Source organism: Phenylobacterium sp. (assembly GCF_035475775.1).
Classification (GTDB): Bacteria; Pseudomonadota; Alphaproteobacteria; order Caulobacterales; family Caulobacteraceae; genus Phenylobacterium.
The window spans coordinates 30,018-52,203 of the sequence record NZ_DATIMC010000106.1; the positions used below are offsets into that span (position 1 = coordinate 30,018).

Consider the following 22,186-nt stretch of genomic DNA (forward strand, 5'->3'; position numbering starts at 1 on the left):
GCAGCCTGCAAAAGGCGGGCCAGCCGCATTGTGCGACGCACAAAAACTCGCTTGACTGCTGCAGTGCAACATGAGAAACACAGGCGAAGATCAAGCCTCAGTCCCGCCATTTTGCATTGCGGCGTCACCGCCGCGCAGCCGACAGACAAGGACCTCCCCCATGGACGCCTCCGAAACCGCGAACGCCGGGGCCGAGAAGCCCGCCGTCGACCAATTCACCTCCGCCGCCTTCAAGGACGGCGTCGAGAAGACGCTTTCGGCGATGGCCGAGGCGAACACCCAATCCAAGAAGAACCTGGAGGCCGTGGCCGCCTCCGTCTCCGCCGCGGCGCGCGGGGCCGAGACCCTGGGCGCGCAGGCCGTCGCCTACTCCAAGACGGCTTTCGAGACCCAGGTGAACGCCGCCAAGGCGATCGCCGCAGCCAAGACCCCGCAGGAGTTCTTCGAGCTGCAGAGCGCCTTCGCCAAGAGCGCCTTCGAGAGCTACGTGGGCGAGCTCGGCCGGTTTTCCGAGACCCTCGCGGCCTCCGCGAAGGCGAGCTTCAAACCGATCAACCAGCGCGTCACCGAGGTCGTGGGCGCGCTGCAGGCCACCCGCTGAGCGCAGCCTCCCAGCCGCCGGCGGTCGTCAGGCCCGGGTCGCAAGGTCCGGGCCTTTTCTTATGGCCGGGGCCGCTCTAGAGCTTCGGCCATGTCCAAGATCGACGCGCGCCTGGCCGAGCTGGGCATCGAGCTGCCACGGCCCAACGCCCCGGTCGCCAACTACGCGCCCTTCGTGCGGCAGGGCGAGTTCGTGCACATCTCCGGGCAGGTGTCGCTGGACGCGTCCGGCGGGATCAAGGGCGTGGTCGGCGAGGACGTCGACCTGGAGGCGGCCCGCAAGGCGGCGCGGCTCTGCGGCCTGTCGCTGATCGCCCAGATGAAGGCCGCCTGCGACGGCGACCTCGACCGGGTCCGGCGCATCGTGAAGCTGGGCGGGTTCGTGCAGGCCGGGCCCGGCTTCTTCGACATCCCGCAGGTCGTCAACGGCGCCTCCGACCTGATGGTCGAGGTGTTCGGCGAGGCGGGCCGCCACGCGCGCTCGGCGGTCGGGGTCTATCGGCTGCCGTTCAATTTCGCCGTCGAGGTGGACGCGGTGGCGGCGCTCTCGTGAAGGCACAGTTCGGCGAGGCGTGGGAGCTGCTGTTCGCGCCGCCGATCGCGCACCGCGGCCTGTGGTCGCCGGACGGCCCGCCGGAGAATTCCCTGGCCGCGTTCCGGGCCGCCTGCGCCGCGGGCTACGGCATCGAGCTCGACGTCCAGCTCTCGGCGGACGGCGAGGCGATGGTGTTCCACGACGGCGGGCTCAAGCGGATGACCGGCGCCGAGGGCCGGCTCGGCGACCGCACCGCCGACGAGCTCGCCGAGCTGCGCCTGGCGGGGTCCGACGAGCGCATCCCGACGCTGGCCGAGACGCTGGCGGTGGTCGGCCGCCGCGCCATGGTGCACATCGAGCTGAAGACGCCCTACGGCGCGGTGGGGCCCCTCGAGCAGCGGGTGCACGAGATCATCATCGACCACGCCGGTCCGGTCTGCGTGATCGGCTTCAACGCCTATTCCCACGCCTGGTTCGCCGAGCGCTACCCGAACGTGCTGCGCGGCCTCGACAGCTATTCCTACGCCGACGCCCGGAACATGGACGCGGCCCAGCGGCGCGCCATGGCGAGGCTGGAGCACGTGGCCATCGCCAAGCCGCACTTCCTGGCGCTGGGCCTGGACATGCTGCCGGGCGAGGCGGCCGCGCGGCATCGCGCGCAGGGCCTGCCGGTGGTCGCCTGGACGGTCAAAGAGCCGTCGCAATGGGAGGCCATCAAGGCGCACTGCGACAACCTCATCTTCGAGGGCTTCCAGGCGTGATGCTGAAGCCGGCGGTCAGGGTCAGCCGCCGCATCGCCGAGATCGGGCGCGAGGCGTGGGACGCCTGCGCCACGAACCCGGCCTACGCGGGCGATCCGTTCCTGAGCTTCGACTTCCTGCACGCCCTGGAGGAGGCGGGCTGCGCGGTCGAGCGCACCGGCTGGGGGCCGCAGCACCTGGCGGTCGAGGACGAGGCGGGCCGCATCGCCGCGGTCATGCCGCTCTACCTGAAGTCCCACAGCCAGGGCGAGTACATCTTCGACCACGCCTGGGCCGACGCCTACGAGCGGGCCGGCGGCCGATACTATCCCAAGCTGCTCGCCGCGGTGCCGTTCACCCCGGTCACCGGCGCGCGGCTCCTGGCGCGGCCCGACGTGGAGCCGCAGGCGGCCTGGGCGCACCTGGTCGGCGGCGCGCTGGCGCTGTGCGAGCAGTACGGGACCTCGTCGTTCAGCGTGAACTTCCCGACGAAGGCCGAGTGGCGCTGGATGGGCGAGCAGGGCCTGGGGCGCCGCGAGGGCCAGCAGTACCACTGGGAGAACGCCGGCTACGCCGGCTTCGAGGACTTCCTGGGCGCGCTCTCCTCGGGCCGGCGCAAGACCATCCGCCGCGAGCGCCGCGACGCGCAGGCGCAGGTGGAGATCGCGGCGCTCACCGGGGCGGATATCACGGAGGAGCACTGGGACGCCTTCTTCGGCTTCTACATGGACACCGGCGCGCGCAAGTGGGGCCGGCCCTACCTGACCCGGCGCTTCTTCTCGCTGCTCGGCGAGCGGCTGGCCGAGCGGGTGCTGCTGATCATGGCGCGGCGCGGCGGCCGCTGGGTCGCCGGCGCGCTCAACCTGATCGGCGACGAGGCGCTATACGGGCGCCACTGGGGCTGCGTCGAGGACATCGCCTTCCTGCACTTCGAGCTCTGCTACTACCAGGCGATCGACTGGGCGATCGCGCATGGCCTGCCGCGCGTCGAGGCGGGCGCCCAGGGCCAGCACAAGATCGCCCGCGGCTATCTGCCGAAGCCGGTCTATTCGGCCCACTACATCGCCGACCCCGCCCTGCGCGGCCCGGTCGAGGACTTCCTGCGCCGCGAGCGGGCCGGCGTCGAAGCCGACATCGAGTGGCTCGCCGAGGAGTATTCGCCGTTCCGCAAGGAGGCGTAGGCGGCCTCCGTTCCTCCCCCTCAGGGGGAGGTGGCCCAGAGGGCCGGAGGGGGTTTCATCCGCTGAATCGCAGCGGCGCTGTCTGAGCGGAAACCCCCTCAGTCGCTTTGCGACAGCTCCCCCTGTGGGGGAGCAACTGGCGATCGTTCCGCCCGGGCGAGCGATTTGCTAGGACGGCGGAGGACGCGAGGAGCACGCCATGAGCCTGGAAGGCGCCTACGACGAGGGCAACATCTTCGCCAAGATCCTGCGCGGCGAGGCGGCCGCGGCGCGGGTCTACGAGGACAGCCACGTGCTGGCCTTCATGGACGTCTTCCCGCAGGCCAGGGGCCACACCCTGGTGATCCCCAAGCACTCGCGGGCCCGCAACCTCATGGACGAGGAGCCGGAGGTGCTGGCGACGCTGATCCTCGGCGTGCAGCGGGTGACGCGGGCGGTGCGCGCGGCGCTGAACCCGGACGGCGTCGTGGTGACCCAGTTCAACGGCGCGACCGCCGGCCAGACGATCTTCCACCTGCACTTCCACATCATCCCGCGCTGGGAGGGCGTGCCGCTGGGCCGCCACGCCGGCGGCGGGATGGCGGACATGGAGGAGCTGAAGGCGCTGGCCCACCAGATCGCCGAGAAGATCAGCTAGCTCCGCTCATTCCCGCGAAGGCGGGAATCCAAGCGGAACCGCGGCCGACGCGCCGGGGGCGGCGGCTCTGAGAGCTTCCTTCATGTTCAGCTTGGGTCCTCGCCTTCGCGGGGATGAGCGGGTGAAAAAATCAGCGACGCGGCGGGTGTCGGCAAGCTGCCGCTCGTCAAAAGGGTTTCGCTCATGCCGTGGTCGTGCTCGCCGTGCGCTCGGCGAGGCGCCTGGCGCGCGGGACGTACCAGAAGGTCCACGCGGTCATCGCGGCGATGGCGCCGTAGCCGATCGGGCCGCTGACCAGCAGGAAGGTGCGGATCGAGAGCAGGAAGACCAGGGAGCAGTTGACGGCCGCGGCGGCGATCAGGCCGCCGGCCCAGACCAGGGTGGCCAGCGTCATCGCGCGCCGGAAGCCGGCGTCGGTGCGCAGGGCCTCCAGCATGGCCAGCTTCTCCGGGGCGCCGCGCTGGGCGCGGGCTCGCGCCAGCTGCCAGAGCAGCGGCCGGCCGATCGCCACCGAGCCCAGGAAGATCAGGCCCACGACCGCGCTGACCAGGTTCTCGCGCAACTGCAGCCACTTCACGCCGCCGCCGCCCGCAAAGGCGATCAGCGACAGGAGGAGGCCCGTGAGCACCAGAAGCGAGGTCGCGTCGATGCGGCGCGCGCGGAGGAACTCGATCAGCGAGAACGCCAGGGGCGGAATCCCCGCCGCGATCAGCGCCGGCGCCTCGCCATAGGCTTGGTGCAGCAGGCTGTAGATCACGAACGGGAGCGCAAAGTTGACCGCGCCCACCAGGGCCGCCCGGCCGGCGTGCGCCCGCAACGCGGTCCCGATGCGGGCCGCGGTCCCGGTTCGAGCCTCGTCGCGCGCGCGGAAGCCAAGGGGAGTGGTCATCGCTGTTCTCGTCATTTTCCGCCGTACCGTACCGTTCGGTACGGCTTGATATCGGGTTGCGATGCGCTATGCAAGCGCGACGAGCAGGTGGAGAGACCCGCGGGATGGAAGCAGCGTCGGCCACGGACGCCGCGAAGCAACAGCGGCGCGAGGAGATCCTCGAGGCCGCCTATGCCGAGTTCGCCCAGAAGGGCTACGCGGGCGCCAGCATGGAAGGCATCGCCCGGCGGGCCCGCGCCTCGAAGGAGACGCTCTACGCCTGGTTCGAGAGCAAGGGCGCGCTCTTCAACATCCTCGTCGAGCAGCGGCTGGCGGGGTTCGGGACACGCATCGTCGCCGCCGGCCAGCGCGATCCCTCGCCCGCCAACGTGCTGCCGGTGATGGCCGAAGACCTCCTGCGCCTGGCGCTTGCGGTCCAGCCGCTGACCCAGGGCCTGCCGGAGGCCGGCGAGCCCACGCTGCGGCGCATCGGCAAGACGATCGCCGATCGGCGGCAGGGATTCGTGGAATACCTGAACTACTGCCGCGACCACGGCTACATCGCCTTCGACGACGATCCCCTGGAGCTCGCCTCGCTGTTCGTGGCCATGGCCGAAGGCGAATGGACGCTGCGCCTGGGCACCGGGATGGTCGAGGAGGTCACCGACGCGATGATCGTCGACCACGCCCAGCGCGTGACGCGGATGTTCCTCAGGGCCCTTTCGCCAGCGCCGAGCCTCTGAGCGGCGCAACGGCGGCGGGATCGGGCGCGCCGTCCCCGCGCCGCGGCGCGGCCGCCATGGCGAGCGCGGCGGAGCCGCCGGCCAGGCGGTCGCGCAGGGCCGGCGCGCGGGGCTGCGGCCTCGCGGGCGCCGGCGCCGCGGCCACCCGGGCGAGGAGGTCCTGCAGGGCGGGGAGCTCGGCGGGCCTGGGGCCGGGCAGGGCGGCGGCGTCGGCCGCCACGCCCCTCAGCGTGGTCAGGAGCACGGGCAGGCTGGCGCGTTCGGTCTCGCGGTCGCGGTCCCGCTCCGCCTCGAAGCGCTCGCGCTCCGGCCCATCCGGCTCGGCGCGCTCGGTCTCCAGGCGCTCGGCGTCGCTCGCCGGCGCGCGCGCCGGGGCCATCCCGCCGTCGCGCCGCAGGCGCAGCTGCAGGGCGGTCGCGACCCGAAGCGCGAAGAAGCAGCGGTCGAACAGCTGGAACATCTCCAGCCGCCGCTCAGGCGCCTCCGCCCGCTCCGCCTCGCGCCCGAACGCCATCCCCAGCCGATAGGCGCACGCACTCATCTCGGCGAGCATCTCGGACGTGGCGGGCGCGGGCGGCATATGAGAACAAAGATAGAACATCCAGGCGTGGCGCGCAAGCCCCTTGGACGATGGCTGCTTATGGTCAGCTCTGCGCCAGGAGCTGACATTGAGGTCTCGCCCGAAAAGCGACATTCGCTTCGCCCGGATTATGACCCGTCAGACCTTCGTTGGGCTCTCCCTGTGCTAGGGCCTCACCACACCCAGACCCATTCGCAGGAAGCCGTGTTGGTCCACGTCATCCCCGGAAGAAGGTCTTCCGAAGCCAGGTCCAGCTTCGTGCCGCGATCAGGCCAGCCCCAGCTCCTCCCGATATGGGAACAATGGAATGAGGCAGAGCCGGAAGATCAGCCAGCAGGCGTAGATGGCGTCCACGCCATAGGGACTGCCATCGTGGAGCAGCCCGTGTGCGACGCCGTGCCGAATCGCCGGTCCTGGCCGCCCGAGGAACACATGAGAGATGTCCTCGGTGATGTCGCGGCCGAACACCGCGTCCAGCTCCGACCTCACGCCGTTGAACAAGGCGGTGATGGTCCGGTCTTCTTGGGTCTGCCCGGCGTTGTCGAACGTCGTCACGTCCTGGCCGTGCGACTTAAGGACATGGCGCAGCGAGTTCTCCAGCAGCGGCGTCAGGATGTACAGCGCGCTGGTGAAATCGCCCTGGAAAAAGCGGTTGAACCCCCGCGCGAACGTATGGGCGAGGTCTTGCGGCACGAATGGGCTCTGGCTCGTGAGGGCATAGAACACGTCGTCCGACAGGTAATGGCCGGAGGTCATCGTGCGCCGGGCCGGCTCTATCTGACCAGAGACGCTGACGTGCCGCCGGATGCCCTCGGATTGCGCGATCTGCTGGGCGATTACCGAATCGTCCGGATCGCCGAAGCCGCCGGCACCGCCGGTCCGATGGATGACCTTGCCCTCGTCGTCGAGGTGCGCCGCACCGAACAGCGACGACAACGGGTGCTTGCGGATTTGCTCGATGGCTTCGGCCCTCAGCTTCTCTGGGTCGGGGCTCTGATCCAGCACGGCGAAAAAGAACAGGCTGTCGTAGACGCTGAGCGGCTTGAGCTTGTTCTGGATCGACTCGACCAACTCGGTCAGGTCGATCTCCTGCGAGAAACTACCCATCTCCTCGCCGACGTTGGCCTGCACCTCCACCAACTTGTGCCGCAGCTCAGTGCGGCGTGGTCGCGCGCTCGGAATGCCGTGCAAGGCTGCGATTGCGTTGCCGAGCAGGTGCGAAGCCAGCATGGGCGACGCGATCTTTTCGGCCTCGGCGACCATCACCTCGGCACTAGCGATCTGACAGCGATGCTTGTCGTCTTCCTTCTTGCCCGCCTGATATGCCCGCGACGCCACGCACCAGAGGTCCACGACCACATGGTGGTTGGCGTCCGCCGGCAGGTTGGCGAGCACGTCTTCGATCTCTGCGGCGACCTCGAGCGGGTCGGACACCCGCATCTGCAAGTCCATCTCGCAGTACCAATGGACGGGCACCGGGTCCCTGGCCGCCACCGCGCGCTTGCGGATAGCCACGAGTTGTTCGCGAGCGGCTTCGGCCTCCGGCTTGGTCCAGCCGAGCATCCGGGCCAGGCCTAGGGCGCGAAGGAGATAGTCCTTAGTGTCGGGGTGGAACGGCCAGTCGTCGTCGCCGCGGCTGAACTTCAGCTTGCCGGCCTCGATCCGCCGTACCATCTCGACATAGGCCTTCAAGGCCTCCGCCCCGCAGGCCGCCTTCTTGCGGTCCAGCAGCCAGGCGACGTCGTTCAGGCGCGCCCGCAGCACAACGTTCGTTGCGGCGCCCGCCATAAGCTGCAGGACGTCGCCGTGCTCCCGAAAATCGGATGACGCCGCCGAGCGCCGCCCGTCCGCCATGACCAGCATCGGGCCAAATGGCTCGTTCGTGTCCTCAGGCTTGAAGTGCATGCCCGTGACGCCCCAGAGGAAGTCCCAGACACGAACCCGCGACGGGTCGTTCGTGCCATCCTCGCCGGCCCCCGCAGCACCCGAGGCGGCGCGGTAAAGGTCGCCGAGTTCCTGGCTGTCGGCCGCCGTCGAGCCGGCGATCACCTGCTCGAAATCGAGGCCTTGGACATCAGCCAGCATCACCCTCATCCACAGGGAAACCTGCGGCTCCTCGGGCCGCGGCGGCGTCTCACTCATGGCCCGGTCCTCAATCGGTTCGTGGTTAAGCTCGACATGTAGTTATCGGCCACGGCCACGCCTATCTTCTCTCGACATCGAAAGAGAATAGAGATGGCGGAGCCGGCGGAAGACTTTGAACCCTATCTGGCGACGGCGGCGGAGATGCTGTCGACCGAAGGGATGAATGCAGCGGCGGAGCTGCTGAGAACCGCTGCGTCCAGGGTCGAGCAGACCGGCGTCGACAACTGGAACGGCAGCACGTCGGTATGGACGGTCTTCCTGGAGATAGAGCCAGCCGCTTACGGCCAGCTCGGCGACCGAAAGGTCGGGATAGAACAACAGATCAACAAGCGCCTGGAAGCGGTCCTCTCCGGGCACACCGCCAACTGGTACTCGGCCTCGATCATTCCGCACGTGACGCCGCGCCCGGACTGGCGGGAGTCCAAGGGGCAAATATCGCAGGTCGCGCGCCGGAACATCATCGACGGTCTTCGCCTCGACAACGTCGCCTGGTCGGGCCGGCTTGAAGAGGTCGAATTCCTCGCGCGCCTATTCGATCTCCAGAGACTGCCCTCCACAGACAGCCGCTTCAGCGACGCGGCCGGCGACATCTGGCAGCACCGGGTGAACAACCCGATGGATTGGTCTGACGACTGGATTTATGGCGACAGCCGCTTCGACCTGATGGGCGGCCCGTCCGATACCTTCCTCCGTTTCCTCTGCGAGCTGGTCCATCCGGTCGTGCGCCCCGATAAAAACGAGGCGCTTCAGCTCGTTCAACAGTTCAACGACCAGCTCCGCCCCGAAGGCTGGCATCTCGTTGAAGAAGAGAAGATCGCGGGCCGGCCGCGATACGTCGCCCGGCCGCTCGGCCTGTCGGGCGGTCGAGCCGTCTCCAGGGCGCGGACAGTGGCCGATGCGCTCGACGCCGGCTGGATGCAGAAGGAAATCGAGCGGCTTGAGAACGCGGTTGATCGGGATCCGGCGCTCGCCATCGGAACAGCCAAGGATCTCGTCGAGAGCTGCTGCAAGTCGATCTTGCAGAAGCGCGGTGTGGCCGTAGCGGCCTCGGCCGGGTTGCCGGACCTGACCAAGGCGCTGGCGAAGGAACTGAGGCTCGTGCCCGAAGGTATCTCGGACGAGGCGCGCGGGGCCGAAACGGTTCGCCTGATCCTGCGCAACCTGTCCGGCCTGACTCATTATCTAGCCGAGCTGCGCGGCATGTACGGCTCTGGACACGGGCGCGACGGGAGACACCGGGGCCTCGAACCTCGGCATGCCCGCCTTGCCGTCGCCTCCGCCGTCGCGTTCATCGACTTCGTCAGCGACACGCATCATCGCCGACCGATTGGCGACGAGGAACGGACGACGCCCAACCCGGGGCAACCGCCGAACCGGCGACCTAGTTAGGGCCGCGTTGATTGCCATGCTGAATCACGCGCTTGTGGCGGCGCGCGCTTCGTCCGGGGGGCTGTGCAGCGGGCCCCTGCTCTTCCCTAGAGCCGACCTTCCGGATGTCCGGCATGAGTCATTTTGCGGCCATCCCTTAGCAACTACTCGCCCCGCCGCCGCCCCTAACGAAAAGGCCCGGGCTCATCCCCCGGGCCTCTGCATTTTCCAGCGCCGCCTGGGTCCCCGCCTCCCCCGCCTTCGCGGGGGTGAGCGGTAAGGGGACGAGCGGGGCGGGGGGCGCGGGTTAGGGCTCGACCGTCGCCGGCTCCGCGGCGTCCTCCGCCGGGTTCTCGACGATGGGGGCGCCGGGCTCGCGCTCGCGGCCCTCGATGTCGAAGTCGAGCTTGCCGTCCTTGAGCACCACGCAGACGTGGCCGCCCTTGGTGAGCCGGCCGAACAGGATCTCGTCGGCCAGCGGCTTCTTGATGTGCTCCTGGATCACCCGGGCCAGCGGGCGGGCGCCGTAGAGCTCGTCGAAGCCGTTCTTGGCCAGCCAGTCGGTGGCCTCCTCCGAGGTCTCGATGGTGACGTGGCGGTCGGCGAGCTGGGCCTCCAGCTGCATGACGAACTTCAGCACCACCTGGCGGATGATCTCCGGGGTCAGCGCATGGAAGTGGACCATGGCGTCCAGGCGGTTGCGGAACTCCGGCGTGAACAGCCGCTTCAGCGCCTCGTCCACCTCGCCCTCGGCCTTGCCGCGGCCGAAGCCGATGGAGTTGCGCTGGGCGTCGGCGGCGCCGGCGTTGGTGGTCATGATCAGGACCACGTTGCGGAAGTCGATCTTCTTGCCGTTGGAATCGGTGAGCTGGCCGTGGTCCATGACCTGCAGCAGGATGTTGTAGACGTCCGGGTGGGCCTTCTCGATCTCGTCGAGGAGGACGACCGCGTGCGGGTGCTGGTCGACCGCGTCGGTGAGCAGGCCGCCCTGGTCGAAGCCCACGTAGCCGGGGGGCGCGCCGATCAGGCGGCTCACCGTGTGGCGCTCCATGTACTCGCTCATGTCGAAGCGCAGCAGCTCGATGCCGAGCGTGGCGGCGAGCTGGCGGGCGGTCTCGGTCTTGCCGGTGCCGGTCGGCCCGGTGAACAGGTAGCAGCCGATCGGCTTGTTGGGGTCGCGCAGGCCGGCGCGGGCCATCTTCATGGCCGCCGAGAGCTGCTCGATGGCGTCATCCTGGCCGTAGACGGCGCGCTTGAGGTCGTCCTGCAGCTGCTTCAGCGCCTCGGTGTCGGACTTCGACACCGACTTCGGCGGAATGCGCGCGATCTTGGCGACCACGCTCTCGACTTCCTTCAGCCCGATGGTCTTCTTGCGCCGGGCCTCGGGCAGCAGCATCTGCGAGGCGCCGGCCTCGTCGATGATGTCGATCGCCTTGTCGGGCAGCTTGCGGTCGGTGATGTAGCGGGCCGACAGCTCCACCGCGGCCTTGATCGCCTCATTGGTGTAGCGGAGCTTGTGGAACTCCTCGTAGTAGGTCTTGAGGCCTTTCAGGATCTTGATCGTGTCGTCGATGGTGGGCTCGTTGACGTCGATCTTCTGGAACCGGCGGACCAGGGCGCGGTCCTTCTCGAAGTGCTGGCGGAACTCCTTGTAGGTGGTCGAGCCCATGCAGCGGAGCGTGCCCGAGGCCAGCGCCGGCTTTAAGAGGTTCGAGGCGTCCATGGCCCCGCCCGAGGTGGCGCCCGCGCCGATCACGGTGTGGATCTCGTCGATGAACAGGATCGCGTCGGGGTGGTTCTCCAGCTCCTTGACGACCTGCTTCACCCGCTCCTCGAAGTCGCCGCGGTAGCGGGTGCCGGCCAGCAGCGCGCCCATGTCGAGCGAGAAGATGGTCGCCCCGGCGAGCACGTCGGGCACCTGGTTGTTGACGATCTTGCGGGCCAGGCCCTCGGCGATCGCGGTCTTGCCGACCCCGGGCTCGCCGACCAAGAGCGGGTTGTTCTTGGTCCGCCGGCAGAGGATCTGGATGCAGCGCTCGACCTCGTTGGCGCGGCCGATCAAGGGGTCGACCTTGCCCTGCTTGGCCTTCTCGTTGAGGTTGATGCAGTAGGCCTCCAGCGCCTCGCCGCCGGTCTTGACCGAGGGCTTCTCGTCGTCCTCGGCGCCCTTGACGGGCTTGGCTTCCGAGGCGCCGGCCTTCTTGGCGATGCCGTGGGCGATGTAGTTGACCGCGTCGTAGCGGGTCATGTCCTGCTCCTGCAGGAAGTAGGCGGCGTGGCTCTCGCGCTCGGAGAAGATGGCCACCAGCACGTTGGCGCCGCTCACCTCCTCGCGGCCGGAGGACTGCACGTGGATCACCGCGCGCTGGATCACCCGCTGGAAGCCGGCGGTCGGCTTGGCGTCCTCGCCGTCGTCCACCACCAGGGAGCGCAGCTCGTTGTCCACGTAGTTGGTCAGCGTGGTGCGCAGCGACGCCAGGTCGACGTCGCAGGCGCGCATCACCGCGGCGGCGTCCTCGTCGTCCACCAGGGACAGGAGCAGGTGCTCGAGCGTCGCGTACTCGTGCTTGCGCTGGTTGGCGTAAGCGACGGCGCGGTGAAGGGACTCTTCCAGCTGGCGCGAGAATGAAGGCAAGAGCCTCTAATCCTTTTCCATGGTGCACTGCAGCGGGTGCTGATGCCGCCTGGCGGTATCAACGACCTGCGCGACTTTTGTTTCCGCCACCTCGTAGGTGTACACGCCACACACCCCCACGCCGTGCTGATGGACGTGGAGCATGATCCGAGTCGCATCTTCGCGCGACTTATTGAAGAATTGCTCAAGAATATAGACCACGAACTCCATCGGCGTGTAGTCGTCGTTCAAGAGCAGAACGCGATACATCGAGGGTTTCTGCGTCTTCGGCTTGGTCTGGGTGACCACCGCCGTCCGCACGCCGGTGGCCTGATCACCTTGTTTGCGTTCGGCCATCGAACGGATCTCCTGGCGCCGCCGGCACTTCGGCCCTCGACGATTAGATATGGAAAAGATTTGGGGATGGAAGGGCCGAATCGTCACGGTCCGGTGGAACAACCGCCAAACCGCGCGTTTTGCTTCACCGCCTGGCGCAAACGCCTTGGCTCATCGCGGCTTGCGCCGGGAATTCAGGCGCAGGCTGCGCCCCGAGGTGACGGCCGCGGCGCCGAATCGGTCGCGCAGCGCATCGACCGAGCGCTCGCCGGCCAGCGCGCGGCGCTCCTCGCCGGCGAAGAAGTCCGCCCCGGCCGCCTCGGCCCCGACCAGATCGGCGAGCCCGACCCCGATCAGCCGCCACGGCCGCCCGTCGGCCTCCCGGGCCAGCAGCTCGCGGCCGACCGCGAACAGGGTCCTGGCGGTCTGGGTGGCGAGCGCCAGCGTGCGGCGCCGGGTCACGATCCGGAAGTCGGTGGCGCGCAGCTTCAGGGTCACCACCCGTCCGGCGAGGCCGTCGGCGCGGGCGTGGCGGGCGACCTTCTCGCAGAGCGGGGCGAGCTGGTCCTCCAGGTCGGACAGCGCCGCGAGGTCGGCCTCGAAGGTGGTCTCGGCGCTGATCGTCTTGCGCGCCTCGTGGGGATCGACCGCGCGGGCGTCGCGGCCGGCGGCGAGCCCCGCGAGCCTGAGCCCGTGGGCGCCCCAGCGCTGGGCCAGCGCCTTCGGATCGGCGCGGGCGAGGTCGCCCACCGTGCGGTAGCCGGCCTGCTCCAGCGCCGCCGCCATGGCCGGGCCGACGCCCGGCAGGATCGCGACCGTGCGGGGCGCCAGGAAGGCCTGCGCCTCGGCCTGGCCGATCACCGAGAAGCCGCGCGGCTTGTCGAGGTCGGAGGCGATCTTGGCCAGGAACTTGTTGGCCGCCAGGCCGATGGAGACGGTCAGGCCGGTCTCGGCCTCGATGCGCGCCTGCAGGCGGGCGAGCGTCAGGGCGGGCGGCGCGCCGTGCAGCCGCTCGGTGCCGGCCAGGTCCAGCCACGCCTCGTCCAGCGACAGCGGCTGGATCAGCGGGGTGAGCCCGGCGGCGAGCCCCAGGATGCGGCGGCTCTCGGCGCGGTACTTGGCGAAGTCCGGCTTGACGACCACGGCCTCGGGGCAGGCCTGCAGCGCCTTGAACATCGGCATGGCCGAACGCACGCCGGAGATGCGGGCGATGTAGCAGCAGGTGGTGACCACCCCGCGCTTGCCGCCGCCGACGATCACCGGCCGGTCGCGCAGCTCCGGCCGGTCGCGCTTCTCGACCGAGGCGTAGAAGGCGTCGCAGTCCATGTGGGCGATGGCCAGCCGGTCGAGCTCGGGGTGGACGACGATGCGCGGCGAGGCGCAGGCCGGGCAGCGGCGCGGCGCCGCCTCGGCGCTCCAGAAGCAGTCGCGGCAGAACGCCTTCATGTGGCGATCGGCCACAGCCAGGCCGCGCCGCGCACGCCGGAGGAATCCCCGTGCAGGGCCTTGACGACCGGCGTCGCGAACACGTCGGAGAACACGTGCGGCGCGATGGCGGGCGGCAGCGCCGCATAGAGCGCCTCGACGTTGGAGAGCCCGCCGCCGAGCACGATGACGTCCGGATCGAGGAGGTCGCAGACCACCGCCAGGCCGCGGGCCAGCCGCTCGACGTAGCGCGCCAGCGCCGCCGTGGCCGCGGGCTCCCCCGCGCGGGCCGCGGCGACCACGGCCTCGCCGCTCGCCGCCCCGCCGTGGTCGCGCGCCAGCCCCGGGCCGGAGACGAACAACTCCAGGCAGCCGCGCCGTCCGCACCAGCAGAGCGGGCCCGGATGCTCCTCGGCGCGCGGCCAGGGGAGCGGCATGTGCCCCCACTCGCCGGCGACGCGGTTGCGCCCTTCGATGACCTCGCGGCCCACGGCCAGGCCGGCCCCCACGCCGGTGCCGAGGATGGCGGCGAACACCACCTTGGCCTGCGCGCCCGCCCCGTCCACGGCCTCCGAAAGCGCCAGGCAGTTGGCGTCGTTGGCGTAGCGCACCGGCCGGCCCAGCACCCGCGCGAGGTCTTCCGGGAACGGGCGGCCGTTGAGCTGGGTGGAGTTGGCGCCGCGCATCAGCCCGGTGGCGGGCGAGGGCGAGCCCGGACCGCCCACGCCCACGCGCCCGGCCCGCGCGCCCGCCTGCCGCTCGGCTTCGTCGACCAGCGCCTTCACCGCCTCCAGCCCGGCGGCGTAGTCGCCCGGCGAGGGGGCCCGCACGCGCGCCTGGACGTGGCCCTGGACGTCCAGCGCCGCGGCCTCGATCTTCGTGCCGCCGAAGTCGACCCCGATGCGGATCATGCGATCCAATCTACCTGATTTGTTCCGCTGTGCCTCGTCCGGCCGCGCAGCTTAGCCTGCCTCGATGACCGCGGCAGCGATTCCCGAGGACGCAGGGGCGAAGCCCCGCCTGGCCTCCTATTGGCCGGCGCTCGTCCTGGCCGTGGCCTGCGCCGTCGCCATCGCCGACGTGATGTTCTCGCACGCGGTGTTCAACGATGGCGACACCTACTGGCACATCGCCGCCGGCCGCTGGATGCTCGCCCACCGCCAGGTGCTGCACCGCGACATCTTCTCCTACACCCATTTCGGCCAGCCCTGGATGACCCACGAGTGGTTCTCCGAGATCCTCATGGCGCTGGCCTTTGCGGCGGGGCGCTGGAACGGGATCCTGGTGCTGTTCGCCGCCTCCGCCGCGGCGACCGCCGGGCTGATGGCCTATGAAGCCGGCCGCAAGCTCAGGGGCCTGGCGCTTGCGGTGCTTTTGATCCTCAGCTTCTCGGTGATGTCCGCAGGGGTGCTGGCCCGGCCGCATCTCCTGGCGCTCACCCCGCTGGTCGGCTGGACCATGCTGATGATCCGGGCGCGCGAAAAGGGCGCGGCGCCGCCGCTGTGGGCCGCGCTGGTGATGGCGGGGTGGGCCAACCTGCACGGCAGCTTCATCTACGGCTTCCTGCTGGCGGGATTCTTCGGGCTGGAGGCGCTGTTCGATCCGGCGCTCGATCGATGGCGGACGGTCAGGGACTGGGCGGTGTTCGGCGCAGCGACGCTGGCCGGCGCCTGCGCCACGCCGCATGGGGTGTTCGGCCTGATCTACCCGCTGCGCATCATGTCGATGCAGACGCTCTACAACATCGGCGAGTGGAAGCCGCTCAGCTTCGCCACGCCCCAGCCCTTGGAGTTCGCGCTGCTGGCGGCGCTCTACATGGGCCTCGCGCGGGGCCTCAGGGCGCCGATGTTCCGGCTCTTGCTGCTGCTTCTGCTGCTGCACCTGACGCTGATCCACCAGCGCTACCAGATCGTGCTGGGCGCCACCGCGCCGCTGATCCTGGCCGAGCCGCTCGCCAAGGCGCTGGCCCAGCGGCCGCCGGCGCCGATCCGGCTTGCCCCGGCCCTGGCCGTCGTCGCGCTCGCGGCGCTGGCGATGATCGGGTTCCGCTTCGCCGACCCCGCCCAGCGCGGCGACGACTTCGTCACCCCGAAGTCGGCCATGGCGCACGTGCCGGTCCCGCTCCTGCGCCAGCCGGTGCTCAACACCTACGACTTCGGCGGCTATCTGATCTTCCATGGGCTCAGGCCGTTCATCGACGGCCGCGCCGACATGTACGGCGACGACTTCATGCGCCTGCACAACCACCTGATGCGCGGCGACGAGCCCGAGCTCGACCGCACCATCGGCAAGTACGGCATCCAGTGGATGCTGCTGTCGCCGCGGGAGCCGCTGGCGCGGGCGATGGAGGCCAAGCCCGGCTGGCGCAAGCTCTATGGCGACGTCTGGGCGGTGGTGTTCGTGCGCCAGGACGCGCCCGCGCCCGCCCGCTAGCGCGCGATCGCCTGCTCGATGGCGGCGGCGAGCTCGCCCCAGTCGTCGATGCGCGGATGCCGCTCGGGCGCGCTGGGGGCCAGGGGCCGCAAGCGCTCGTCGGCGACGTGCTGGAAGGTGGCGGTCGCGGGCGCGTGCTCGGCCACCGAATCCAGGTTCGGCAGGAGGTCGTCGACGAAGGCGGTGGGTTGCGCCGTCTGCGCCACGATGGCGGCGGTGATCGGGCCCTTGGGGCCGGAGTTCAGGACCAGCGGGTGGCCGATCCCGTGCTTCCTCAGCCATGCGCCGCGCAGCCGCTCGGCCTGCGGCGGGGCGTTGGAGAGGATCAGGATCTCCGCCCGGCGCGCGAGCCGGTTCAGGGCTTCGATCGCGCCGGGCGCGGGCTCGATCTCGGCGCAATGGCCGGCGAAGAACTCGTCGAACAGCCTGCGCCCGGCCGCCAGGTCGAGGTGTTCGGCCGCGCCGCCCGCATAGATGTTCTGGAACAGCGCGAAGCGGTCGAGTCGGAAGTCGTAGCCGCGCTCGGCGAGGAATCCGCCGAAGCCCTTCAGGAACAGGCCCAGGACCTCGTCGACGTCGACGATCACCAGCGGCCGCGCCCGGGAAAGCCCCAGGTTTTCAAGGCGTGGCGGGGGCAGGGCAGGGGGATCGGCCAAGGGCGCTCCGGGTGCGGCTAACGAAGTTTAAGGATATGGGCGCGCTGAATGCTGGAAGGTGGGGGCGGCCGTGAAACCCGCGAGTCGGCCTCGAGAACAGCGTCGGGTCACGAATGGCCAAGAAGGTCCTCATCGTCGAGGATAACGAGCTGAACATGAAGCTTTTTCATGATCTGCTCGAAGCTCAGGGCTACGAGACCCTCCAGACCCGCGAGGGCCTGCAGGCGCTCGCGCTCGCCCGCGAGCACCGTCCCGACCTGATCCTGATGGACATCCAGCTGCCGGAGATCTCCGGGCTCGAGGTCACCAAGTGGCTGAAGGAGGACGAGGAGCTCTCGCACATTCCCGTCGTCGCGGTGACCGCCTTCGCCATGAAGGGCGACGAGGAGCGGATCCGCGAGGGCGGCTGCGAGGGCTACATCTCCAAGCCCATCTCGGTCTCCCACTTCCTCGACACCATTCGCCGGCTCCTGGACTGAGACCATGTCCGCCCGCATCCTGGTCGTCGATGACATCGAAGCCAACGTCCGGCTGCTGGAAGCCAAGCTGGCCGCCGAGTACTACGAGGTCCTGACCGCAGGCGACGGGCCCACCGCCCTGGCGCTGGCCGCCGCCGAGCAGCCCGACCTCGTGCTGCTCGACGTGATGATGCCGGGCATGGACGGCTTCTCCGTCTGCCGCCGCCTCAAGGACGACCCCGAGACGCGGCACATCCCGGTGGTGCTGGTCACCGCGCTCGACGGCCGCGCCGACCGGGTGGCGGGGCTGGAGGCCGGGGCCGACGAGTTCCTCACCAAGCCGATCGACGACATGATGCTGTTCGCCCGGGTGCGCAGCCTCACGCGCCTGAAGGCGGTGATCGACGAGCTGCGCGAGCGCGAGGCTTCGGGCCGGCGCCTGGGGGTGATAGCGGGCGCCCACGCCCGCCTGGGCGGGGCGGGGGGCCGCATCCTGGTGGTCGACGACCATCCGCGGCAGGCGCAGCGGGTCTGCGCCGAGCTCGCCGTCGAGCACCGCCCGGTGGCCGAGACCGACGCCGAGAGCGCGCTGCTCACCGCGCGCGCCGGGGTGGACCTGGTGATCGTCAACACCGCCGCCAAGGGCTTCGACGGCCTGCGGCTCGCCGCTCAGCTCCGCTCGGACGAGGCGACCCGCACCGTCCCGGTGCTCGCCATCGTCGATTCCGACGATCGCCCGCGGGTGGTCAAGGCGCTGGAGATCGGGGCCAACGACATCCTCGCGCGCCCCATCGACCCGCAGGAGCTGGCCGCGCGCGTGCGCACCCAGATCCGCCGCAAGCGCTACACCGATTACCTGCGCGACAACCTCGACCAGTCGCTCGAGCTCGCCGTCACCGACCCGCTCACCGGGCTGCACAACCGCCGCTACATGCAGACCCGGCTGGACGCGCTCAGCCGCCGCGCCGGGGCCGGCGGCGAGCCGGTCGCCTGCCTGGTCATCGACATCGACCACTTCAAGAAGGTCAACGACAGCTTCGGACACCAGGTGGGCGACGAGGTGCTGCGGGAGTTCGCGCTCCGGCTGGCCTCCAACGTCCGGGCCATCGACCTGCCGGTGCGCTACGGCGGCGAGGAGTTCGTGGTGGTCATGCCCGACACCCTGCTGGAGGACGCCCGGCGGATCGCCGAGCGCATCCGCCTGCACGTGGCGGGCTCGCCGTTCCGCGTGCTGGGCGGCCAGGAGCTGCTGTCGGTGACCATCTCCATCGGCGTCGCCGCGAGCCTCGAGCCGCAGGACACGCCGCAGGCGCTGCTCCGCCGCGCCGACCAGGCGATGTACGAGGCCAAGGCCGCCGGCCGCAACCGGGTCATCGCGCGGGCGGCGTAGGTCGCGCGCTCTTTCGCCTTCCGCTAGCTTGCGGGCCGGAGCCCAGCCGTGATTTCCCCACCCTGGCCGCTACGCGGCCTGTCCCTCCCCATGAAGGGGAGGGAAAGAACAACGCCCGGCTCTCGACCGGGCGTTGGCGTCTGAATCAAGCTCTTGCGAAGCTTACTTGATCTTGCCTTCGCGGAATTCCACGTGCTTGCGCACGACGGGGTCGTACTTCTTCAGGACCAGCTTGTCGGTCTTGGTGCGGGCGTTCTTCTTGGTGACGTAGAAGAAGCCGGTGTCCGCCGAGGAGTTCAGGCGGATCTTGATGGAGGCGGGCTTCGCCATGGGGCGGTCCTTGCGGTGCGGGGCCGAGCCTCAGGGCCGGCGGGCGTTCGAAAGAGGCGCGGAAAATACGGAGCGGCGCTCCAAAGTCAATGTCGCGCCGGCCTTCACAGGTGCGCCGGGCGCATGCCGCCGGCCTGGAAGCGCAGGAAGGGCTTGGGCCGGGACGGGTCCTTCATCCGCGCGACGCTCTCGGTGATCATCATGCGGGTGACGCTGGGCAGCGGCAGGGCCTGGGCCTCGTCGAAGTCCACCCAGGCGATCTCCTCCAGCTCGCCGCAGTCAGGCTGCCGCTCCAGGCTCATCAGCCGCTCGGCGTAGGCCAGCAGGAACCAGGTGTCGAAGCGCTTGCCGACCATCGGCGGGGTGATGGCGCGCGCCACCACGTCGAGCGCCGCCAGGTCGGCGAGCGCGCCCTGCTCGATGAAGGTGCGCCAGGGGCCGGCCGCCGGGCGCGCCGGGCCCGGCCTGGCCAGCAGCAGGCCCGCCTCCTCCCAGGTCTCGCGGATCGCCGCCAGCGCCAGGGCCCGGCCGCGGCCGGGCTTCAGGTAGGCGTCGAACACCGCGGCCACGTCCGGCCTGAGGTCGCTGACGTAGGGGGCGTGGTAGTCGGCGCGGTCGATGCGCCCGCCGGGGAACACCCAGCGGTCGGGCATGAAGGAGTGGCCGCCGTGGCGGCGGCCCATCAGCACGCGGGGCTTGGGCCCGTCGCGGCGGATGATCATCACGGTGGCGGCGTTCTTGGGACGCACGGCCCGCGTGCCCGGGATGCGGGGCGGGCCCTCGGGCTTTCGCGGCTCGGCAGGCGCTTCACTCATGCAAACAACTGTATGACCGGCGCCGAGCCGGAGGAAACCCTGACCTTGCGGAACGCGAAGCTGCGTGGCGCTATGGCGCGGGCGAGGGAGCGGGAGCCATGCCGAGGGACCCCGGGGGCACGACGCACGAGACGCTCGAGGAGCGGATGCTGCATCGGATGCTGTTCTTCACCGACGCGGTGTTCGCCATCGTCATGACGCTGATGGTGCTGGACCTGCATCCGCCGCCGTTCGCCAGTCCGCTCGACGACGCCCACGCGATCGGCGGGATGGGCAGCCGGCTCTTCGCCCTCGCGCTCAGCTTCGCGGTGATCGCCATCTTCTGGCTTGCGCACCTCAACAGCACGCGGCGGCTGCTGCACTTCGACTGGCCGACCGCGTTCGTGAACCTGCTGTTCCTGTTCCCGGTGACCCTGCTGCCGTTCGCCACCGCTTGGTACGGGCGAAGCTTCGGTGCGCCGTTCCCGTGGGGCTTCTACTGCAGCACGCTGGTGATCATTTCCGCGCTCAACGTCGCCCTGGTCCTGGTGGTCTCGCGGGGCGGCGGCCGGCTGGTCGGCGGCGCCAGCATCGCGGAGGTGCGCTACCGGGCCGCGCGGGCGGCGAGCCCGGGCCTCGCCTTCGCCGCAGGCCTCGGCGTGCTGCTCGCCCACAACCTCGTGCTCTCGGAGTTCTGCTGGGTGCTGATCGGGCCGATCGCCTTCGGCATCGAACGGACCATGAAGCCGCGCGGCGAGCCGCACGCTCAAGCCGCCTGACAGCGGCTCCTATTTGCGCGGGCCGCCGCGCTTGCGGCCGTTGCGGATGTTCTTCGGCCGGCCGGGCGGGCCAGGGCCGCCGCCTCGCCGGGGTCCGCGGAAGCCCGCGCCGGCGCGCGATCCGCCCTCGCCGCGGCCCCCCACGCCGAGCCGCGGCCGCGGCGCCTTGGGATCGGCCGCCACGGGCTCGCTCAGCATCTCGAACAACAGCCCCCCGGTGATCGGCGTCGCCTCCCTGAGCCGCACGCGCACGCTCATGCCGAGCGGCCAGCGTGCGCCCGTCCGCTCGCCGACCAGGGCGTGGGCCCGGTCGTCGTGCACGAAGTACTCGCCGCCCAGGCTGGAGACCGGCACGAGCCCGTCGGCCCCGGTCTCGGCCAGCCGCACGAACAGGCCGAAGCGGGTCACCCCGGTGATCTTGCCGGCGAACTCGGCGCCCACCAGGTCCGACAGGAAGGCCGCGACATAGCGGTCGGTGGCGTCGCGCTCGGCGGCCATGGCCCGGCGCTCGGCGAAGGTGATCGTCTCGGCGGTGTCCTTGAGCATGGCGGCGTCGCGGTCGGTCAGGCCGTCCTCGCCGAGGCCCAGCGCCCGGATCAGCGCCCGGTGGACGATCAGGTCGGCGTACCGGCGGATCGGCGAGGTGAAATGCGCGTAGCGGTCGAGGTTGAGGCCGTAGTGGCCGATGTTCTCGGCCGAATAGATCGCCTGCATCTGGGTGCGCAGCACCACCTCGTTGACGATCTCGGCGTTCGGCGTGTCGCGCGTCTGGTCGAGCAGCTGGTTGAAGCGGCGGGTCCTGGGCGCCTCGCCCTTGGTCCAGGGAATGCCGAGGGTGTCGAGGAAGTCGACCAGCGCCTGCAGCTTCTCGGGGCTGGGCGCGTCGTGGACCCGGTAGATCAGCGGCGAGCGCCTGGCCTCCAGCGTCTCGGCGGCGCAGACGTTGGCCTGGATCATGAACTCCTCGATCAGCCGGTGCGCCTCCAGCGAGCTGCGCGGGACGATCGAGACGATGCGGCCCATCTCGTCCATGTGGATCTTGCGCTCCAGGCTCTCGATGGCGAGCGGAGAGCGGATGTCGCGGCCGGTCTTCAGGCACCCATAGGCGGCCCAGAGCGGCTGCAGCACCGGCTGCAGGATCGGCAGGGTCTTGTCGTCGGTGACGCCGTCGATCGCCGCCTGCGCCTGCTCGTAGGAGAGCTTGGCGGCCGAGCGCATCAGGCCGCGGTGGAACCGGTGCGAGCGCTTCCCCCCGTCGGCGCCGAACACCATCCGCACCGCCAGGCAGGCGCGGGCCTCGCCCTCCCTGAGCGAGCAGAGGCCGTTGGAGAGCCGCTCGGGAAGCATCGGCTCGACGCGGTCGGGGAAGTAGACCGAATTGCCCTTCTCGCGCGCCTCGCGGTCGAGCGCCGAGCCCGGCCGCACGTAGGCCGCCACGTCGGCGATGGCCACCCAGACGATCCAGCCGCCGGGGTTCTTCGGATCGGGATCGGGCTCGGCCAAGACCGCGTCGTCATGGTCGCGGGCGTCGGCCGGGTCGATGGTGATCAGCGGGAGCCGCCTGAGGTCCTCGC

The 22,186-nt window shown here is 70.2% G+C and carries 22 protein-coding genes; 11 read left to right on the forward strand and 11 right to left on the reverse strand.

Translation table 11 applies throughout. From position 1 onward, the window contains the following. Nucleotides 1–160: 160 nt before the first annotated feature. The 5 genes from VLI41_RS13570 to VLI41_RS13590 all read left to right on the forward strand — a co-directional run bounded on the left by VLI41_RS13570 (nucleotide 161) and on the right by VLI41_RS13590 (nucleotide 3,693). Nucleotides 161–601 carry a TIGR01841 family phasin gene (locus tag VLI41_RS13570; protein WP_325268616.1) on the forward strand — a complete coding sequence of 147 codons (441 nt, stop codon included), beginning with the start codon at nucleotides 161–163 and terminating at the stop codon, nucleotides 599–601. A 90-nt stretch (nucleotides 602–691) separates the two neighbouring features. Then, nucleotides 692–1,153, forward strand: coding sequence for a RidA family protein (locus tag VLI41_RS13575; RefSeq protein ID WP_325268617.1), 462 nt, complete (start codon nucleotides 692–694; stop codon nucleotides 1,151–1,153). Next, on the forward strand, nucleotides 1,150–1,896 hold the full coding sequence (locus tag VLI41_RS13580) for a glycerophosphodiester phosphodiesterase family protein (protein WP_325268618.1): 747 nt from the start codon (nucleotides 1,150–1,152) through the stop codon (nucleotides 1,894–1,896). Before VLI41_RS13575 ends, VLI41_RS13580 begins: the two co-directional genes overlap by 4 nt. Next, a complete protein-coding gene (locus VLI41_RS13585) occupies nucleotides 1,896–3,056 on the forward strand; it encodes a GNAT family N-acetyltransferase (RefSeq protein ID WP_325268619.1) in 1,161 nt (386 codons plus the stop codon). Before VLI41_RS13580 ends, VLI41_RS13585 begins: the two co-directional genes overlap by 1 nt. Nucleotides 3,057–3,255: 199 nt before the next feature. Further along, nucleotides 3,256–3,693 carry an HIT family protein gene (locus VLI41_RS13590; protein ID WP_325268620.1) on the forward strand — a complete coding sequence of 146 codons (438 nt, stop codon included), beginning with the start codon at nucleotides 3,256–3,258 and terminating at the stop codon, nucleotides 3,691–3,693. A 181-nt stretch (nucleotides 3,694–3,874) separates the two neighbouring features. Here VLI41_RS13590 and VLI41_RS13595 read toward each other — a convergent pair whose 3' ends face one another. Then, complete coding sequence (locus VLI41_RS13595) at nucleotides 3,875–4,582, reverse strand: VC0807 family protein (protein ID WP_325268621.1); 708 nt, start codon at nucleotides 4,580–4,582, stop codon at nucleotides 3,875–3,877. A 104-nt stretch (nucleotides 4,583–4,686) separates the two neighbouring features. On the opposite strand from VLI41_RS13595, the gene VLI41_RS13600 reads away from it, so the two are divergent. Beyond that, nucleotides 4,687–5,304 (forward strand): TetR/AcrR family transcriptional regulator, encoded by a 618-nt coding sequence (locus VLI41_RS13600; RefSeq protein WP_325268622.1) that lies wholly within the window; start codon nucleotides 4,687–4,689, stop codon nucleotides 5,302–5,304. Here VLI41_RS13600 and VLI41_RS13605 read toward each other — a convergent pair. Continuing rightward, complete coding sequence (locus VLI41_RS13605) at nucleotides 5,273–5,845, reverse strand: hypothetical protein (protein WP_325268623.1); 573 nt, start codon at nucleotides 5,843–5,845, stop codon at nucleotides 5,273–5,275. The two genes, VLI41_RS13600 and VLI41_RS13605, sit on opposite strands and share 32 nt — an antisense overlap. A gap of 306 nt (nucleotides 5,846–6,151) precedes the next feature. Then, complete coding sequence (locus tag VLI41_RS13610) at nucleotides 6,152–8,026, reverse strand: DUF7380 domain-containing protein (protein WP_325268624.1); 1,875 nt, start codon at nucleotides 8,024–8,026, stop codon at nucleotides 6,152–6,154. A gap of 93 nt (nucleotides 8,027–8,119) precedes the next feature. Here VLI41_RS13610 and VLI41_RS13615 point away from each other — a divergent pair, with 93 nt between their 5' ends. Continuing rightward, nucleotides 8,120–9,418 (forward strand): abortive infection family protein, encoded by a 1,299-nt coding sequence (locus tag VLI41_RS13615; protein WP_325268625.1) that lies wholly within the window; start codon nucleotides 8,120–8,122, stop codon nucleotides 9,416–9,418. 286 nt (nucleotides 9,419–9,704) lie between these two features. Here VLI41_RS13615 and clpA read toward each other — a convergent pair whose 3' ends face one another. The 4 genes from clpA to VLI41_RS13635 all read right to left on the reverse strand — a co-directional run bounded on the left by clpA (nucleotide 9,705) and on the right by VLI41_RS13635 (nucleotide 14,683). Further along, entirely contained in the window at nucleotides 9,705–12,032 is a 2,328-nt protein-coding gene (gene clpA, locus VLI41_RS13620; RefSeq protein WP_325268626.1) for an ATP-dependent Clp protease ATP-binding subunit ClpA, read from the reverse strand. Nucleotides 12,033–12,038: 6 nt separating this feature from the next. Then, nucleotides 12,039–12,368, reverse strand: a complete 330-nt coding sequence (gene clpS, locus VLI41_RS13625; protein WP_325268627.1) for an ATP-dependent Clp protease adapter ClpS — start codon at nucleotides 12,366–12,368, stop codon at nucleotides 12,039–12,041. A 150-nt stretch (nucleotides 12,369–12,518) separates the two neighbouring features. Continuing rightward, entirely contained in the window at nucleotides 12,519–13,793 is a 1,275-nt protein-coding gene (locus VLI41_RS13630) for a DNA polymerase IV (RefSeq protein ID WP_325268628.1), read from the reverse strand. Further along, on the reverse strand, nucleotides 13,790–14,683 hold the full coding sequence (locus tag VLI41_RS13635) for an ROK family protein (RefSeq protein WP_325268629.1): 894 nt from the start codon (nucleotides 14,681–14,683) through the stop codon (nucleotides 13,790–13,792). The genes VLI41_RS13630 and VLI41_RS13635 overlap by 4 nt, the downstream gene beginning before the upstream one ends. Nucleotides 14,684–14,747: 64 nt before the next feature. Between VLI41_RS13635 and VLI41_RS13640 the strand changes: the two genes are divergently transcribed. Next, nucleotides 14,748–16,205 carry a hypothetical protein gene (locus VLI41_RS13640; RefSeq protein ID WP_325268630.1) on the forward strand — a complete coding sequence of 486 codons (1,458 nt, stop codon included), beginning with the start codon at nucleotides 14,748–14,750 and terminating at the stop codon, nucleotides 16,203–16,205. Here the strand turns inward: VLI41_RS13640 and VLI41_RS13645 are convergent. Then, complete coding sequence (locus tag VLI41_RS13645; RefSeq protein ID WP_325268631.1) at nucleotides 16,202–16,861, reverse strand: hypothetical protein; 660 nt, start codon at nucleotides 16,859–16,861, stop codon at nucleotides 16,202–16,204. The two genes, VLI41_RS13640 and VLI41_RS13645, sit on opposite strands and share 4 nt — an antisense overlap. 113 nt (nucleotides 16,862–16,974) lie before the next feature. On the opposite strand from VLI41_RS13645, the gene VLI41_RS13650 reads away from it, so the two are divergent. Together VLI41_RS13650 and VLI41_RS13655 are read left to right on the forward strand one after the other, a co-directional pair. Continuing rightward, on the forward strand, nucleotides 16,975–17,340 hold the full coding sequence (locus tag VLI41_RS13650) for a response regulator (protein WP_325268632.1): 366 nt from the start codon (nucleotides 16,975–16,977) through the stop codon (nucleotides 17,338–17,340). A 4-nt stretch (nucleotides 17,341–17,344) separates the two neighbouring features. Beyond that, the gene (locus tag VLI41_RS13655; protein WP_325268633.1) at nucleotides 17,345–18,709 is read left to right on the forward strand and encodes a PleD family two-component system response regulator; all 1,365 of its coding nucleotides are present in this window, start codon (nucleotides 17,345–17,347) and stop codon (nucleotides 18,707–18,709) included. Between the two features lie 162 nt (nucleotides 18,710–18,871). On the opposite strand, the gene rpmG is transcribed toward VLI41_RS13655, so the two are convergent. Then, entirely contained in the window at nucleotides 18,872–19,039 is a 168-nt protein-coding gene (gene rpmG, locus VLI41_RS13660; protein WP_299541601.1) for a 50S ribosomal protein L33, read from the reverse strand. Between the two features lie 104 nt (nucleotides 19,040–19,143). Continuing rightward, nucleotides 19,144–19,854: an NUDIX hydrolase gene (locus VLI41_RS13665; protein ID WP_325268634.1), complete on the reverse strand. Its 711-nt coding sequence runs from the start codon at nucleotides 19,852–19,854 to the stop codon at nucleotides 19,144–19,146. A 98-nt stretch (nucleotides 19,855–19,952) separates the two neighbouring features. Here VLI41_RS13665 and VLI41_RS13670 point away from each other — a divergent pair, with 98 nt between their 5' ends. Continuing rightward, nucleotides 19,953–20,612: a TMEM175 family protein gene (locus tag VLI41_RS13670; protein ID WP_325268635.1), complete on the forward strand. Its 660-nt coding sequence runs from the start codon at nucleotides 19,953–19,955 to the stop codon at nucleotides 20,610–20,612. A gap of 9 nt (nucleotides 20,613–20,621) precedes the next feature. On the opposite strand, the gene rnr is transcribed toward VLI41_RS13670, so the two are convergent. Then, nucleotides 20,622–22,186 (reverse strand): ribonuclease R (gene rnr / locus VLI41_RS13675; RefSeq protein WP_325268636.1); only part of this gene is annotated, 1,565 nt, incomplete at its 5' end.

Excerpts from the sequence above, each read along its gene's own strand:
- VLI41_RS13575 (WP_325268617.1), top strand. The coding sequence starts at position 692 with ATGTCCAAGATCGACGCGCGCCTGGCCGAGCTGGGCATCGAGCTGCCA.
- VLI41_RS13665 (WP_325268634.1), bottom strand. The coding sequence starts at position 19,854 with ATGAGTGAAGCGCCTGCCGAGCCGCGAAAGCCCGAGGGCCCGCCCCGC.
- VLI41_RS13570 (WP_325268616.1), top strand. The coding sequence starts at position 161 with ATGGACGCCTCCGAAACCGCGAACGCCGGGGCCGAGAAGCCCGCCGTC.
- VLI41_RS13600 (WP_325268622.1), top strand. The coding sequence starts at position 4,687 with ATGGAAGCAGCGTCGGCCACGGACGCCGCGAAGCAACAGCGGCGCGAG.
- VLI41_RS13605 (WP_325268623.1), bottom strand. The coding sequence starts at position 5,845 with ATGAGTGCGTGCGCCTATCGGCTGGGGATGGCGTTCGGGCGCGAGGCG.
- VLI41_RS13670 (WP_325268635.1), top strand. The coding sequence starts at position 19,953 with ATGCCGAGGGACCCCGGGGGCACGACGCACGAGACGCTCGAGGAGCGG.
- VLI41_RS13615 (WP_325268625.1), top strand. The coding sequence starts at position 8,120 with ATGGCGGAGCCGGCGGAAGACTTTGAACCCTATCTGGCGACGGCGGCG.
- clpS (WP_325268627.1), bottom strand. The coding sequence starts at position 12,368 with ATGGCCGAACGCAAACAAGGTGATCAGGCCACCGGCGTGCGGACGGCG.
- VLI41_RS13655 (WP_325268633.1), top strand. The coding sequence starts at position 17,345 with ATGTCCGCCCGCATCCTGGTCGTCGATGACATCGAAGCCAACGTCCGG.
- VLI41_RS13610 (WP_325268624.1), bottom strand. The coding sequence starts at position 8,026 with ATGAGTGAGACGCCGCCGCGGCCCGAGGAGCCGCAGGTTTCCCTGTGG.
- VLI41_RS13640 (WP_325268630.1), top strand. The coding sequence starts at position 14,748 with ATGACCGCGGCAGCGATTCCCGAGGACGCAGGGGCGAAGCCCCGCCTG.
- VLI41_RS13585 (WP_325268619.1), top strand. The coding sequence starts at position 1,896 with ATGCTGAAGCCGGCGGTCAGGGTCAGCCGCCGCATCGCCGAGATCGGG.
- VLI41_RS13590 (WP_325268620.1), top strand. The coding sequence starts at position 3,256 with ATGAGCCTGGAAGGCGCCTACGACGAGGGCAACATCTTCGCCAAGATC.
- rpmG (WP_299541601.1), bottom strand. The coding sequence starts at position 19,039 with ATGGCGAAGCCCGCCTCCATCAAGATCCGCCTGAACTCCTCGGCGGAC.
- VLI41_RS13635 (WP_325268629.1), bottom strand. The coding sequence starts at position 14,683 with ATGATCCGCATCGGGGTCGACTTCGGCGGCACGAAGATCGAGGCCGCG.
- VLI41_RS13595 (WP_325268621.1), bottom strand. The coding sequence starts at position 4,582 with ATGACCACTCCCCTTGGCTTCCGCGCGCGCGACGAGGCTCGAACCGGG.
- VLI41_RS13630 (WP_325268628.1), bottom strand. The coding sequence starts at position 13,793 with ATGAAGGCGTTCTGCCGCGACTGCTTCTGGAGCGCCGAGGCGGCGCCG.
- VLI41_RS13650 (WP_325268632.1), top strand. The coding sequence starts at position 16,975 with ATGGCCAAGAAGGTCCTCATCGTCGAGGATAACGAGCTGAACATGAAG.